This window comes from Streptomyces sp. NBC_01334 (assembly GCF_035983595.1).
GTDB lineage: Bacteria > Actinomycetota > Actinomycetes > Streptomycetales > Streptomycetaceae > Streptomyces > Streptomyces coriariae.
Window position 1 is genome coordinate 7,618,430 of sequence record NZ_CP130718.1, and the last position, 13,880, is coordinate 7,632,309.

Genomic DNA, 13,880 nt, shown 5'->3' on the forward strand with positions numbered 1-13,880 from the left:
GCGGGTAGGGGGTGTCACGGACGGCGGGGCGCAGCGCATGACGGAAGGCCCGCCGCTGTGCCGCGGCGGGCCTTCCGGTGAGGCGTCAAGTGAGCGTCAGGCGACCGGCGGTACGTGCCGTGGGCGTCCCGAACCCCGGGTCAGCGTGTATCCGCCGATCCCGGCGAGGGCGGCCAGCACCGCGCCGATCGCGGTCCACACCCAGCGGTCGGACCACCAGCCGGACGCCCAGCCGTCGTCCGGCTCGATGCTCGACAGCACGGCCGTGGCCGACGAGTCGTCGGCGTCGTCCTCCTGCGCCGGGGACGTGACGGCGATGCCCGGAACCAGGGGCTCCGCCAGCGAGCCGTCCACGGCCGCGGCGCCCCCGATGTCCTTGGAGTCCACCCGCAGTTCCGTGCTGACCGGCAGGCCCAGGTCGGCCGCCTCGAGGTCGAGAGCCGTCAGCCGGACGTAGTACGTGCCCGGCAGCGGGTCGTCGGCCCACGGCTCCGACCAGGCGCGGACCGTGCGCAGCACACAGGCCAGTTCCACCGAGGCCGTGCCCTGGCCGGCGGTGCGCGTCTGGGCGCCGTACTGGCAGGCCTGACGGCGCCGCAGACCGTCGTACACGTCGACCTGCCAGGTCTGCGTGGTGTGGGTCCGAGGCAGCTTCACCGTCGCCTTGACGGTGGGGCGTTGCCCGGAGTCCGCCGGGAACGACCAGTAGAGGTAGTCGCCCGCGGACCCGCTCGCCGTCGCCGTCTGCCCCTGGTCGATCTCCGTCGCCGTACGGAACGACGTGCCCGCCTCGGTCGGCGCGGAGCTGTCGTCGGAAGGGCTCGCCGACGGGGTGGAGTCGGCCGCGGCCGGTGCGGCCGCCGGTCCGAGCGCCAGCCCGAGCACCGGCCCCAGCGCCAGCAGGGTGCTGCTCAACACACGTGTGATTCTCATCAGTTGGTCCTCCAGACCGCGACCCGCCAGCGGGACACCCAGCCCCACAGCACACCCGCGAGGAAGCCGAACAGCACCAGGACACCCAGCAGCCACCAGCCGCGGCCGAGGCCGAAGGAGGCCACGTCGCTCGCCTGCGAAGGGCCGTCGACCACGTCCACGGTCAGCTCCAGCGGCATGCCCGGCGTGGTCTTCACCCCCGAGGCCGCCGAATAGGAGTTGGTGACCTGCACGCACACCGTCTCGGCGGGCGCCTCGTCCTCGTCGCTCTCCGCCTTCGGGTAGCGCAGACCGGTCGAGATGACGTCGGTACGGCCGTTGCCGGCCGCCTCGCCGCGCACGATCTCCCGGCCGTGCACCGTGACCGCCCGCAGCAGCACCCCGTAGTCGGGGTTCATGGTCCGGTCCGCCGACACGCTCACCGAGGCGCGCAGCTCCTGGCCCGGCTCGACGTCGACCTTGTACCAGCGCTCCTGGCCGAACTCCTCGCGGTCGGTGTACAGCCCGGACTTCAGGGCCGGGGCCGCGGAGCAGGAGGCCGCGCCCTCGGTGGCGACCGGCGTCACCACGGGGTCGGCGGCCCGGTCGACCAACTGGTTGACACGGTCGGTGAGTTCGTCGGTGTGCTCCACCGAGGTGTAGGTGCCGCCGGTCGCCTCGGCGATGCAGCTGAGCTGCTGACGCATCTTGACGTTGGGCACCAGGCCGAGGGTGTCGATCGTCAGGCCGATGCCCTTCGCCGCGATCTCACGGGCCACCTCGCACGGGTCGAGCGGAGCGCAGGTGTCCTCGCCGTCGCTGATCAGCACGATGCGCTTGGAGCCCGTGCCGCCGTCGAGGTCGTCGGCGGCCTTCAGCAGGGCCGGGCCTATCGGCGTCCAACCGGTCGGCGACAGGGTCGCCACCGCGGTCTTGGCCTCCGTCCGGTCCAGCGGGCCGACCGGGTAGAGCTGCGCGGTGTCCTTGCAGCCCGTTTTCTGGTCGTCGCCCGGGTAGTTGGCGCCCAGGGTGCGGATGCCCAGGAGAACGTTCTCCGGGGTCGCGTCCAGCACCTCGTTGAACGCCTGCTTGGCCGCGGCCATCCGCGTCCCGCCGTCCATGTCCTTCGTCCGCATCGAACCGCTGACGTCGAGGACCAGGTCGACCTTGGGCGCGGTGGCGGTGGTCTCGTCGGCGACCGCCCCGGCCGGGAACGCGATCCCCGCCGTGAGCGCGGCGAGCAGGGCGCAGACGCCCGCCGCCAGCCGTTGTGTTCTGATCATCGGCGGATCCTATTGATCGGAGGCGTCCGGCCACAAAACGGCGGGGGAACCGGTTTCGACATCCGGGCCGGACCTCGTCCCCGGCCGGCGCTCGTCACCGGCTCAACGTGCGTCCCCGGTCAGCGGGTTGGGCAACCGGGCCCACTGGTCCCCGGGCACCCCCGCCGACAGCCGCATCAGCGTCAGCGCCTTTGCCGGAAGCGGTTCCTCGCACAACGCCACGAGGTCCGGTGAACGCGGGAGATCCCGGACGGCCGTCTCCAGGGCCGCCCGCAGCGTCGGGCGGCTGCCCGCCGTCCCGGCCAGCGCGCCCGCCACCAGGGACCCGAACAGCTTGCGCCGCAGCGCGGTCACGCCGTCCGTGCGGATCCGCTCGGGCAGTTCGTCCGGCAGCGGGATGCCGTGCCGGGCCAGTCGGGCCGGACTGACCCGGATGTCGGCCAGGTCGCGATAGACCAGCCGCAGCGGGGCGCCGGACGCCGACAGCACGACCAGCAGGTTCTGGCCGTGCGCCTCCAACGCCACGCCCAGCTCCAGCAGCCGCAGCCCGACGGTGAGCGCGAGACGGGCGAACTCCGCCAACCAGGCCGGGGAGGCGGGAAGTTCGGTACCGGCGAGGGCGGCGACCGGGACGACGTGTTCGCCGGGCGCCCCGAACACGCGCGGCGACTCCCGGAACACGGCCGCCAGATCGGGGGAGTTCGCGGTGGCCGCGCCGAGGGTCCGGGTCATGTGCAGCAGGCCGTCCGTGTGCGGAGTCAGGGTCTCCGCGAACGCCGAGAGGGCCGCGGAGGCGGCGATGGAGCCGACGGAGATGTCCCGCACGGAGGAGGTCAGGCGGGTGCTCAGCGCGGTCTTGACGTGCGGGCCGTCAACGAGGGCGAGGGTGCGCAACGACATCAGAGGATGCGCGCCGGTCTCCCGTTCGCAGGTCCGCTTGAGCACGTGCGCCGCCTGCCACGGATGCACCGGGATCACCAGCCGCGTTCCGTCGCGCAGCTCCCGTGGCCACTCGCCCGACACCAGGCACTCGTCGGCCGGCACCGGCAGCAGCCCCAGCCGCACGCAGGGCCGGTGCTCGGGTCCGTACGCCAGCTGCTCGGCCACCGAGAAGCCGGGCCGCGCACGGCAGTTGGGATGGTAGGGATGCCCGTCGACCACCCGCTGCTCCCACTCCCAGTCGTGCACCGGCCACTCGCCCGGATCCTTCAGGGCGGCGAGGCCGGGCTCCTGCCCGGCCCGCGACAGCGCCAACGACGCCACGCTGTGGCCGAGTTCGGCGGCGAAGCCCGCGCCGTGCGGCACGGCGAGCTCCGTCATCAGCCGCGCGGGATCGTCGTACGCCACGCCGTCCAGCCGCACGTCCGCCACATAGGCGGCGGTCGCGTACGGATCCGCGCGCGGGCCGTGCAGACGGCGGCCGTCGCGCAGCCGCAGCAGGCTCTCCCCGCCGGACCCCCCGCGGTGCGCGATCCACGGCAGGGGCTCGTGGACGAGCGCCCGCCACAGCCGGGTCAGCACGGCCGCCCTCGCCCCGGGCAGCGCGGCCGTGTACCGCGGGCCGAGGAAGGGGCGTACGGCGGCCAGTTCCGTGGCCAGCTCGGCCTCGGCGGTGGGGGGACGGTGCACGGGTGGGCTCCTGAGGGTGCGGGTACGACGTCACGGAGGGGCTTGTGACGACGCGATAATGATCGTCTCCGCCCGGAAGAACCGTAGGGAACCAGGGAACCAGTGGATCGCGTGGACCTCATCCCCCCGCCCGCCGAGGCCGCGGCGTCCGCCGACGGCGTCGCCGAGCGCGCCGACGCCTACGCGGCTGCGCCGCTGCTCAACTGTCTGCTGCGGGAGGTCGCCGAACCGCTGCCCGGCCCGCCGGGCGGCGACGGCCGGTTCGTGTACCGGCTGCCCGGCGACGGGTCGCCCGGCGGCGCCCGGCTGCTGCGCGTGCGCGGCACCCGGCGGCCCGCCGAGCCCGAGGTGTACACGGCGGGCGCCTGGCACCGCCTCGGCCATGCCGCGCTCGTCGGGCTGGTCGCCGAGGTGCTGCGCGGGCACACCGGGCCGGCCGGCCAGGAACTGCCCGCCGAGATGACCGACAGCAGGGACGTGGTCGCCGCGATGCTCACCGCACGCGCGCGGGCCACCCCGCCGCCCGGCCTCTACCTGCGCTCCGAGCAGTCGCTCCTCACCGGCCATCCCCACCATCCGGCCCCCAAGGCGCGCGGCGGCGGCCCGCCGGCCGGCTGGCTGCCGTACGCCCCGGAGGTCCACGCCCGCTTTCCGCTGGTCCTGCTGGGGCTGCGCGAGGACGCGGTCGTCGAGGAGGGCGACACCTGCGCGCTGGACGCCCTCGGCACGGCCCCGCCCGGCTACCGGCTGCTGCCCGCCCACCCCTGGCAGCTCGAGCTGGCCGGCCGGGAGCTCGCGCCGGCCTTCGCCGACGGCCGCCTGGTCCGGCTCGGCGCGACCGACTTCGAGGCCTGGCCGACGGCCGCCGTGCGGACGGTCTACGCACCCGAGCGGGATCTCTGTCTGAAGTTCAGCCTCGACGTCCGCATCACCAACGACATCCGCCGGCTGTGGCGGCACGACCTGCTGAAACTGCGCCGGACCGACGAGGCGGCGGTCCGGGCCTTCGCGGCGGGCGCCGGCTCCGCGGCGCGCCGCCCGGCCCCGGCGGTCTGGCTGAGCGACCGCGGCTACCGCACCGCGGACTTCGCCTTCGAGGCGCTCGCGGTCCTGGTCCGCGACGGGCTGGCGGACGCTCTGCCGCCCGGCGCGACCCCGCTGCTCGCCGCGGGACTCGTGGAGGGCTTCGACGGCAGCCCGTTGGCCGCCGCGGCGGACCCGGCGGCCTGGTGGGAGGCCTATCTGGCCGTCGTCGTCCCCCCGGCGCTGACGGCCTTCGCGGACCACGGTGTCGTCCTCGAGGCGCATCTTCAGAACACGCTCATCGCCGTGGACGCCGACGGCACCCCCGTGCAGGCCCTGTTCCGGGACGCCGAGGGCGTGAAACTGCTGCCGGACGTGGAGCGGTCGGCCGGCTGGGAGCGGCTGGTGTACTGCCTGGTGGTGAACCATCTGTGGGAGGTCGCGGCGGCGCTCGCCGAACGTCACCCCGGCTTCGACCCCTGGCCCGCCGTACGCCGTGAACTGGGCCGCCACGACCTTCCCGAGGCCGCCGCCCTGCTGACCGCGCCCACCCTGCCCGGCAAGACGAACCTGCTGCTGCGCTGGACGGGCGCGGACGGCGCCGACGCCCGCTATCTGCCGCTGCCCAACCCGCTCCTCCGGTGAGGCCGAGGCCGATCGGGGGACGGAGAAGCGATCATTGGATAAGGTAAGCCTAACTTTACCTTGACGGGTTCCGGGGTGTCGAGAGACGCCCGTCGCAGAGGGAGGCTCCCATGGCGGACCACGCAAGCGCCGCGCTGACGCTCGACCGGGTGCGGCTCGGCGCCGGCGGGCCGCTCACCCGGCTGCGGATCGCGGACGGCAGGGTCACCCATGTCGTCGCGGAGGCCGCGACCGGGGGACGCGCGGGGGAGGCCGACGGCGGGCGGGTCATCGACCTGGACGGCCGGGTGCTGCTGCCGGGCCTGTGGGACGCCCACGTCCACATGGCGGAGTGGGCGAGCGCCCGGCACCGTCTGGACCTGGCCGGAACCGCCTCCGCGCGGGCGGTGGCCGACCTGGTGCGGGAACGCGGCGGCGCGACGCCCGACGGCACGGTGCTCTTCGGATACGGGTTCCGGGACGGGCTGTGGCCCGACGCCCCGCACAAGCGGCTCCTCGACGCGGTCCTGCCCGACCGGCCGGTCGCCCTGGTCAGCGCCGATCTGCACGCCGCGTGGCTGAACTCGGCCTGTCTCGCCCTCGTCGGCCGGGGCGACCACCCCACCGGCCTGGTCAGGGAGACCGAGTGCCACGAGGTCCTGTCCGCGCTCCCCAAGGCGCCGGCCGCGGTGGTCGACGGCTGGATCGCGGACGCCTGCGAGGCCGCCGCCGCACGCGGGGTCACCGGTGTCATCGACTTCCAGTTCGGCGACACGGTCGCGGACTGGGAGCGGCGCTCGGCCGCGGGCCGGCCGGCCGTGCGGGTGGCGGCCGCGATCTACCCGAGCCGCCTGGACGCGGCCGTGGAGCGTGGGCTGCGTACGGGGGACGAGGTCGGCGCGCCCGGCGGCCTGGTACGGGTGGGCCCGCTGAAGCTCTTCACCGACGGCTCGCTCAACACCCGTACCGCGCTGTGCCGTGATCCCTATCCGGGGCTGGAGGGCACGGACGGTTCCCACGGCATCGAGGAGACGTCACCGCACGAGCTGGTGCGGCTCATGCGGCGGGCCGCCGCGCACGGTGTCGAACCCGCGGTGCACGCCATCGGCGACCACGCCAACACGCTGGCCCTGGACGCCTTCGAGGCGGTGCGCTGCCGGGGCCGGATCGAACACGCGCAGCTGCTGAGCCCCGAGGACCTCCCGAGGTTCGCTCGCCTGGGCGTCACGGCGGGGGTGCAGCCCCGGCACGCGACGGACGACCGTGACGTGGCGGACCGGCACTGGGCCGGACGCACCGGACGCGCCTTCGCCTACGCCGATCTGCTCGCCGCCGGGGCCCGGCTGGAGTTCGGTTCCGACGCCCCGGTGTCGGCCCTCGACCCGTGGCTCGCCATCGCGTCGGCCGTCGGCCGGACCGACGACGAACGCCCCGCCTGGCACCCGGAGCAGCGGCTGTCCGTCCAGGACGCGCTGGTCGCGGCGGCCCGCGGACGCCGGCTCATCCGGGTCGGCGACCCGGCCGACCTGGTGGTCGTCGACGTGGACCCGTCGGGGGCCGGCCCGGACGCCCTGCGCGAGATGCCCGTGCACGCCACGATGACGGACGGCCGCTGGACCCATGGACCGTACTGAGCGCAGAGCGGGCGGCGCGGCCCCGCGCCGCCCGATGCGTCCGCGGGCGGAGGCCGACGCGAACCGGTCGTCACACGTGGGAACGCGCGATGCGGAAACCTACGTCGTCGACCTGGAAGGTCGGGTGGCTGCGGCGCCGCGCGGAGGCCCGGCAACTCCACTGCTCGTCGAACCAACCACCGCCGCGGAGCACCCGGTAGGTGCCGTAGACCTCGGCGTCGTAGACGTCCCAGCACCAGTCCCAGACGTTGCCGAGCATGTCGTGAAGTCCCCACGAGTTGGGGCGTCTGCCGCCCACTTCGTGCATGCGTTCGTGCGAGTTGCCGCGGTACCAGGCGATCTCGTCGAGCTCCCCGTAACGCGGCCCGGCCGTACCGGCACGGCAGGCGTGCTCCCATTCGGCTTCGGTCGGCAGCCGGTACCCGTCGGCGGACGCGTCCCACTCGATCCCTTCGTCGTCGGCGCCGAAGCGGTACGCGGGCGTGAACCCGTCGCGCCGGGAAAGGGAGTTGCAGAACCTCGCCGCATCCCACCAGGAGACGCACTCGACGGGCAGCCGGTCCCCGTGGGCGTTACTCGGCCGCCGGCCTGTGATCTGTGCGTACAGCGCCTGGGTGACCGGGACTGCCGCGAGTTCGTAGGGCGCAAGCTCGACCGACCAACTGCGCTGTGTCCGCCGGTCCGACAGTGTCACCTGCCCCGGCGGGACGGCGATCATCTCGTTCCCCGTCATCACGTCCATGATCAGGAGATCCTAAACGACCGGCCGCAGCGAGACGGCCGAGTCGAGTCCGTGCTTCCGGTGCGACGCGCCGCCGAGCGCGTCGTCCCGGGGCGGGGCGCCGACCCCTCGGGCGGACGCACGAAAACCCGGGCGGACCCCGGGCCCGGAAGGGACCGTATCCTCCGGGCCCGGGGAGTTCGGGTGGGTCAGGCCGTCGGGCTTCCGGCCAGTACGGAGCGGTGGATCTCCTCCGCCCGGACGGCGACGGTCGACAGCAGGGTGCTGGTCAGCCCGTGGGTGTGCTCGGTTCCGCCCTGCAGATAGAGGCCGGCCGTCACCTCCGGCACGGTCTCCACCCGGTGGTCCCGGCCCACGCGGACCGCGTCCCCGTCGTCCCGGAGGCAGAGCTTGGCCGCCTCGCCGAGCAGCGACGCCAGATCGCGCGGGCGGTATCCCGTGGCGAGCACCAGCACGTCGGCGGCGAGCACCTGCCGCTCACCGGTGGGCAGGAACTCCACGGCGACCTCCAGACCGCCGTCCGGACCGGGGTCGACGGCGCGGACCCGCGAGACGTTGAGGAAGCGCAGCCGCTCCCGGCCCGCCACCTTCTCCCGGTACGAGGTGGCGTACAGGGCCTCGATCAACTCCATGTCGACCACCGAGTAGTTGGTGGAACGGTGGTAGTCGATCAGCGACTGCTTGACTTCGGAGGGCGCCGAGAAGTAGACGTCGACCGCCTCCGGGTCGAAGATGCGGTTCGCGAACGGGCTGTCGTCGGCCGGGGTGTAGCCGTACTTGGCGAAGACCGAGCACACCTCGGCCTCGGGGAAGGTGCGGTGCAGATAGTCCACCGCCTCGGCGGCGCTCTGGCCGGCGCCGAGCACGACGGCCCGCCGTACCGGCTCGCCCGCCTCGCCCAGTCGCGTGGCGCGGGGGATCAACTCGCTGTTGTGCCACACGCGTTCGGCGAGGTCCAGACCCGGCGGCACATGCGGCTCCAGCCCCATGGCCACGCTGACGTTGCGGGTCCTGCGGGTCACGGTCTCGCCGGAACCGGTGTCACGGCAGGTGACGTCGAAGAAGGCCACCTCGCCGTCCTCGTCGCGCACCGGGTCGACGGAGACCACCTCGCTGCCGTACGAGACCAGGTGGGAGACCCGGGCGGCGGCCCACTCGAAGTACTCGTGGAACTCCATCCGCAGCGGGAAGAGGGTCTTCTGGTTCAGGAAGTCGATCAGTCTGCCCCGCTCGCGCAGGAAGCAGAGGAAGCTGTAGTCGCTCGTCGGATTGCGCAGGGTGACAAGGTCCTTGAGGAAGGACACCTGCATGGTGGCGTCGTCGATGAGCATGCCGCGGTGCCAGCCGAAGCGCGGCTGGCGCTCCAGGAACAGGGCGTTGAGGCGGCGGTCCGCCGGAAGGTTTGTGTTGTGCTCCTCGACCGCTATGGACAGAGCGAGATTTGATGGACCGAATCCGATTCCGATGACGTCGTGGATGACGTCGGTACCCATGAGCGGTGACTTCACCTTGGCATCGCCTCCTCAGGCAGGCCCATGCTAGATAAGGTAAGGCTTACCTTGCAATGAGTCGTTGAAGGGAAGGACGTCATGCGGGTCGTCATGCTCGGCTACCAGACCTGGGGTCACCGCACGCTTCAGGCGCTGCTGGACTCCGACCACGAGGTCGTCCTCGTCGTCACCCATCCGAAGAGCGAGCACGCCTACGAGAAGATATGGGACGACAACGTCGCCGAACTCGCGGAGAAGAACGACGTCCCCGTCCTGCTGCGCAACCGTCCCGACGACGCCGAACTCCTGGCCGCGGTGGCGGACGCCCGGCCGGACATCATCGTCGCCAACAACTGGCGGACCTGGCTGCCCCCCGAGCTGTTCGACCTGCCGCCGCACGGCACCCTCAACATCCACGACTCGCTGCTGCCGTCGTACGCGGGTTTCTCGCCGATCATCTGGGCTCTGCTCAACGGCGAGGCGCGCGTCGGCGTGACCGCGCACCGGATGAACACCGAACTCGACGCCGGGGACGTCCTGGTGCAGCGTTCGGTGCCGGTGGGGCCCACCGACACGGCGACCGACCTGTTCCACCGGACCGTCGACCTCATCGCGCCCATCGTGCGGGAGTCGCTCGACCTGATCGCCTCCGGCCGGGACGCCGGCCAGTGGGTGCCGCAGGACCGTGCCCGGGCCAGCTTCTTCCACAAGCGGTCGGCGGAGGACAGCCGGATCGACTGGAGTTGGCCCGCGGAACGGCTGGAACGGCTCGTGCGGGCCCAGTCGGACCCGTACCCGAACGCGTACGCCTACCACCGGGGTCAGCGGCTGAGGATCGTCTCGGCGGCAGTGTCGCAGGGGTGCTACGGCGGCACGCCGGGCCGGATCTTCATCCGGGAGGGGGACGGCGTCGTCGTGGTGGCGGGCGCCGAGTCCTGGTCGGGCCGCTGCCGGGGTCTCCTGGTGAAGCGGGTGCGCACCGACGACGGCACCGAGTACGCGGCCGCCGACTGGTTCCGCACCATGGGCGGGTATCTGACGTCGCGGCCCTGAGGACCTGGACCTGGACCGGAACCTGAGCGGGAGCGGGAAGGCGAACGGCTGAACCGGACGGGTCCCCGGCCATGCGGGGCGGGGGCCCGTCGCCGGGTCAGTCGACGATCGCCGCCGGCCTCGCGTCCTCGGCCGGGACCTCGCCGTCGTGGTGGTGCCGGCCCAGCGGGATGACCAGCGGAGTCCCGCTGACCGGGTCGGGGGTGATCCGGCAGCGCAGGTCGAAGACGTCCTCGACGGTGGCCTCGGTGACCACCTCGGCGGGCGGGCCCTCGGCGACGATCCGGCCCGCCTTCATGGCGATGACGTGATCGGCGTACCGGCACGCCTGGTTGAGGTCGTGCAGCACCATCACCACCGTGCGTCCCTCACGCCGGTTGAGGTCCGTGATCAGGTCCAGCACGTCGATCTGGTGGGCGAGGTCGAGATAGGTCGTCGGCTCGTCCAGGAGCAGGACGGGGGTGCCCTGGGCGACGGCCATCGCGATCCACGCGCGCTGCCGCTGGCCGCCGGAGAGCTCGTCGACCGGACGGTCGGCGAGGTCGGTCAGACCGGTCGCCGCCAGCGCCCCGTGCACGGCCTCCTCGTCCGCCGCGGACCACTGCCGCCACCAGGTCTGGTGCGGTGAGCGGCCCCTGCCCACCAGGTCGAAGACGGTCAGCCCCTCCGGCGCCACCGGCGTCTGCGGCAGGATGCCCAGGGTGCGCGCGAGTTCGCGGGTCGGCACGGACCGCAGGGCGACCCCGTCCAGCTCCACGACGCCCTGGCGCGGTGTCAGCAGGCGGGCCAGCGCGCGCAACAGGGTCGACTTGCCACAGGCGTTGGCCCCGACGATGGCGGTGATCCGGCCGGTCGGCACGCTGAGGTCCAGATCCTCCACCACCGACCTTCCGTCGTAGGCGAGATGCAGGCTCCTGGCCCGCAACTCCGGCCCTGAGGACGGTGGGTGAGAGGTGCCCGGGCCCGGGCCCGTGCCCGGGCCCGTGGCGTTCGCGTCGGCGCCGGACGGGAGAGGGGTGCCGGCGCCGGACGGGCGCGGAAAGCCCGCGCCGGTCTTCGGCTCGGTCGGCCGCGGGGTGCGCGGGTCGGTGGTCGACATGGGATCAGCCTCCAGAGCCCGCGCGGTTGGCGCGGATGAGCAGCCACAGCAGGACCGGCGCGCCCAGGGCGCCGGTGACGATCCCGACCGGCAGTTCCGTCCCGGGGATCGCCTCGCGGGCGAGGAGATCCGAGCCGAGGACGACCAACGCGCCGGTGAGACCGGAGACGATCGGGGGTGGCGACGCGGTGCCCGCCAGCCGCTGGGCGATCTGCGGACAGGCCAGGGCCACGAAGGCCACCGGACCGGCCGCCGCCGTGCCGAAGGCGACCAGCCCCACCCCGGCCAGCAGCAGGGCCAGCCGGACCGGCTGGACCGGCGTGCCGAGCCCCGCGGCCACGTCGTCGCCGAGCTGGAGGGTACGCATCCAGCGGCCCATGGCCAGGGTGACCGGCAGCAGCACGGCCATGGCGAGGGCCAGCGAGTCCACCTGGTCCCAGGTCCGGCCGTTGAGGTTGCCGACCAGCCAACCGATGGCCTCCTGCGCCTGGAACCGGCTGCCGCGCGCCACGAGGAAGTCGGTGGCGCTGGTGCAGATCCAGGACACGCCGATGCCGACGAGGATGATGCGGTACCCGGTGGTGCCGCCCTTCCAGGCCAGCGCGTAGACGAGGAGCGCGGTCGTCAGGGCGCCCAGCAGCCCCAGCGTCGACAGCCCGAGGCCGCCGGTCCAGCCGAGAACCACGGCCGCCACCACGGCCGTTCCGGCGCCCTCGGTCAGCCCGATCATGTCGGGGCTGGCCAGCGGGTTGCGGGTCATCGTCTGGAACACGGCCCCGGAGACGCCGAACGCGATGCCGACCAGCAGCCCGGTCAGCGCGCGCGGCAGCCGCAGATCCTGTACGACGACGACCGTGCCGGGGTCGCCCGCGCCACCGAGCGCCTTGACGACGTCGGTGAAGGGCACGGGGTAGTCGCCGAGGGTGAGGCCCCAGCAGAACAGCAGGAACGCGCCCGCGGCGACGAGCACGCCGGTCAGCACCAGGCGCGGGCGCAGCATGCCGGAGACCGGGGGAAAGGCCAGCCGGAACGGCCGGCCGTGCAGCGCGGGGTGCGCGGGGACGGTGGGGGACGCCTCGACGGCCGGTGCGGCCGGGGACTGCGCTGTGGCGGGCGACTGTGCTGTGGTCGGGGACTGTGCTGTGTCCGGGGACTGTGCGGGCACGCTCACACCTCCGCGAGCTTACGGCGGCGGACCAGGGCGATGAAGAACGGGCCGCCGAGGAAGGCGACGAGGACGCCGGCCTGGATCTCGGTGGGCCGGGCCAGCGTCCGGCCGAGGATGTCGGCGGACAGCAGCAGTACGGGCGCGAGGGCGGCGGACAGCGGGAGCAGCCAGCGGTGGTCGGGGCCGATCCCGGCGTACTGGGCGAGCACCCGCGCGATGTGCGGCACGACCAGGCCGAGGAAGACCACGGGACCGATGACGGCGACCGACGCGCCGGTCAGCAGCATCACCGCGGTGACCCCCTGGAGGCGGACCAGGCCGAGCCGCCGGCCCAGCGAGGCGGCCACGTCGTCGCCGAGGGCCATGCTGTTGAGGGCGGGTGCGCAGGACAGGGCGAGGACGGCCCCGACGGCGAGGAAGGGCAGGATGCGCAGCAGTTCACCGGAGTCCTGGTCGGCCAGTGAGCCGGCCGACCAGAAGCGGTAGCGGTCCAGGGCGTCCTGGTCGGTCAGCACCACGGCACTGGTGAGCGACGACAGCAGCGAGGTGACGGCGACCCCGGCGAGCGCCAGCTTCACGGGCGTGGCACCGGAACGGCCCAGCCGCCCCAGGGAGAAGACCAGGACGCTCGCGGCGAGCGCTCCGCCGAACGCGAACCACACATAGCCGTAGAGCGATCCGACCCCGAACACCGCGACCGCCAGCACGATCGCGAAGGACGCCCCGGCGCTGACGCCGAGGATGCCGGGGTCTGCGAGCGGGTTGCGGGTGAGGGCCTGCATCAGCGCGCCGGACAGGCCGAGCGCGGCGCCCGTCGTCAGGCCCAGCAGGGTGCGGGGGACCCGAACCGACCAGACGATGTTGTCGACGAGGCGGCTCGGCGGACGGCCCAGGACCGCGCGGACCACCTGGTCGAGGGGGACGTTCAGCGCGCCCAGTGCCACGGACAGCAGGGACAGGGCGATGAGGAGGGCGACGACGAATGTCACCAGCGCCGCGGTGCGAAGCCTTCTGCCTGAAGCCACTTGCCGGTCTCCATGTCGCGGTCCGGGGGTCTCGCCGGGGTGCCGTCGGGTCATCGCCCCTCGCGCAGACCCCTGTTGGCGGACCACCGGACAATCCTGTCAGCAGGTTAGGTGAGCATAACCTCAGCCAAGGTGACTTGGGCCCGTGGTTCCGGAAGGGGGCTATCAAGTAAGGCAATGCTTACCTTACTATTCGAG

The 13,880-nt window shown here is 73.3% G+C and carries 11 protein-coding genes; 3 read left to right on the forward strand and 8 right to left on the reverse strand.

Going from position 1 to position 13,880, the window contains the following annotated elements; all coding sequences use genetic code 11:
- Window positions 1-96: 96 nt before the first annotated feature.
- The 3 genes from OG736_RS34090 to OG736_RS34100 all read right to left on the reverse strand — a co-directional run bounded on the left by OG736_RS34090 (window position 97) and on the right by OG736_RS34100 (window position 3,824).
- Window positions 97-933: a hypothetical protein gene (locus tag OG736_RS34090; RefSeq protein ID WP_327185803.1), complete on the reverse strand. Its 837-nt coding sequence runs from the start codon at window positions 931-933 to the stop codon at window positions 97-99.
- Entirely contained in the window at window positions 933-2,195 is a 1,263-nt protein-coding gene (locus tag OG736_RS34095) for a VWA domain-containing protein (RefSeq protein ID WP_020125460.1), read from the reverse strand. The genes OG736_RS34090 and OG736_RS34095 overlap by 1 nt, the downstream gene beginning before the upstream one ends.
- A gap of 102 nt (window positions 2,196-2,297) precedes the next feature.
- Window positions 2,298-3,824: an IucA/IucC family protein gene (locus OG736_RS34100; RefSeq protein ID WP_327185804.1), complete on the reverse strand. Its 1,527-nt coding sequence runs from the start codon at window positions 3,822-3,824 to the stop codon at window positions 2,298-2,300.
- Window positions 3,825-3,926: 102 nt separating this feature from the next.
- On the opposite strand from OG736_RS34100, the gene OG736_RS34105 reads away from it, so the two are divergent.
- Window positions 3,927-5,492 carry an IucA/IucC family protein gene (locus OG736_RS34105; protein WP_442817107.1) on the forward strand — a complete coding sequence of 522 codons (1,566 nt, stop codon included), beginning with the start codon at window positions 3,927-3,929 and terminating at the stop codon, window positions 5,490-5,492.
- A 110-nt stretch (window positions 5,493-5,602) separates the two neighbouring features.
- Window positions 5,603-7,105 carry an amidohydrolase gene (locus tag OG736_RS34110; protein WP_327185806.1) on the forward strand — a complete coding sequence of 501 codons (1,503 nt, stop codon included), beginning with the start codon at window positions 5,603-5,605 and terminating at the stop codon, window positions 7,103-7,105.
- Window positions 7,106-7,175: 70 nt separating this feature from the next.
- Here OG736_RS34110 and OG736_RS34115 read toward each other — a convergent pair whose 3' ends face one another.
- Together OG736_RS34115 and OG736_RS34120 are read right to left on the reverse strand one after the other, a co-directional pair.
- Complete coding sequence (locus OG736_RS34115; protein ID WP_327185807.1) at window positions 7,176-7,847, reverse strand: formylglycine-generating enzyme family protein; 672 nt, start codon at window positions 7,845-7,847, stop codon at window positions 7,176-7,178.
- A gap of 188 nt (window positions 7,848-8,035) precedes the next feature.
- Window positions 8,036-9,340: a lysine N(6)-hydroxylase/L-ornithine N(5)-oxygenase family protein gene (locus OG736_RS34120; RefSeq protein ID WP_442817108.1), complete on the reverse strand. Its 1,305-nt coding sequence runs from the start codon at window positions 9,338-9,340 to the stop codon at window positions 8,036-8,038.
- Between the two features lie 96 nt (window positions 9,341-9,436).
- Between OG736_RS34120 and OG736_RS34125 the strand changes: the two genes are divergently transcribed.
- Window positions 9,437-10,390, forward strand: a complete 954-nt coding sequence (locus tag OG736_RS34125) for a methionyl-tRNA formyltransferase (RefSeq protein ID WP_327185809.1) — start codon at window positions 9,437-9,439, stop codon at window positions 10,388-10,390.
- A gap of 97 nt (window positions 10,391-10,487) precedes the next feature.
- On the opposite strand, the gene OG736_RS34130 is transcribed toward OG736_RS34125, so the two are convergent.
- From OG736_RS34130 to OG736_RS34140, 3 genes are all read right to left on the reverse strand, one after another.
- Window positions 10,488-11,489 (reverse strand): ABC transporter ATP-binding protein, encoded by a 1,002-nt coding sequence (locus tag OG736_RS34130; protein WP_327185810.1) that lies wholly within the window; start codon window positions 11,487-11,489, stop codon window positions 10,488-10,490.
- Window positions 11,490-11,493: 4 nt separating this feature from the next.
- Window positions 11,494-12,489 carry a FecCD family ABC transporter permease gene (locus tag OG736_RS34135; protein WP_327187777.1) on the reverse strand — a complete coding sequence of 332 codons (996 nt, stop codon included), beginning with the start codon at window positions 12,487-12,489 and terminating at the stop codon, window positions 11,494-11,496.
- Window positions 12,490-12,656: 167 nt separating this feature from the next.
- Window positions 12,657-13,736, reverse strand: a complete 1,080-nt coding sequence (locus OG736_RS34140; protein ID WP_442817109.1) for a FecCD family ABC transporter permease — start codon at window positions 13,734-13,736, stop codon at window positions 12,657-12,659.
- Between the last annotated feature and the right edge of the window lie 144 nt (window positions 13,737-13,880).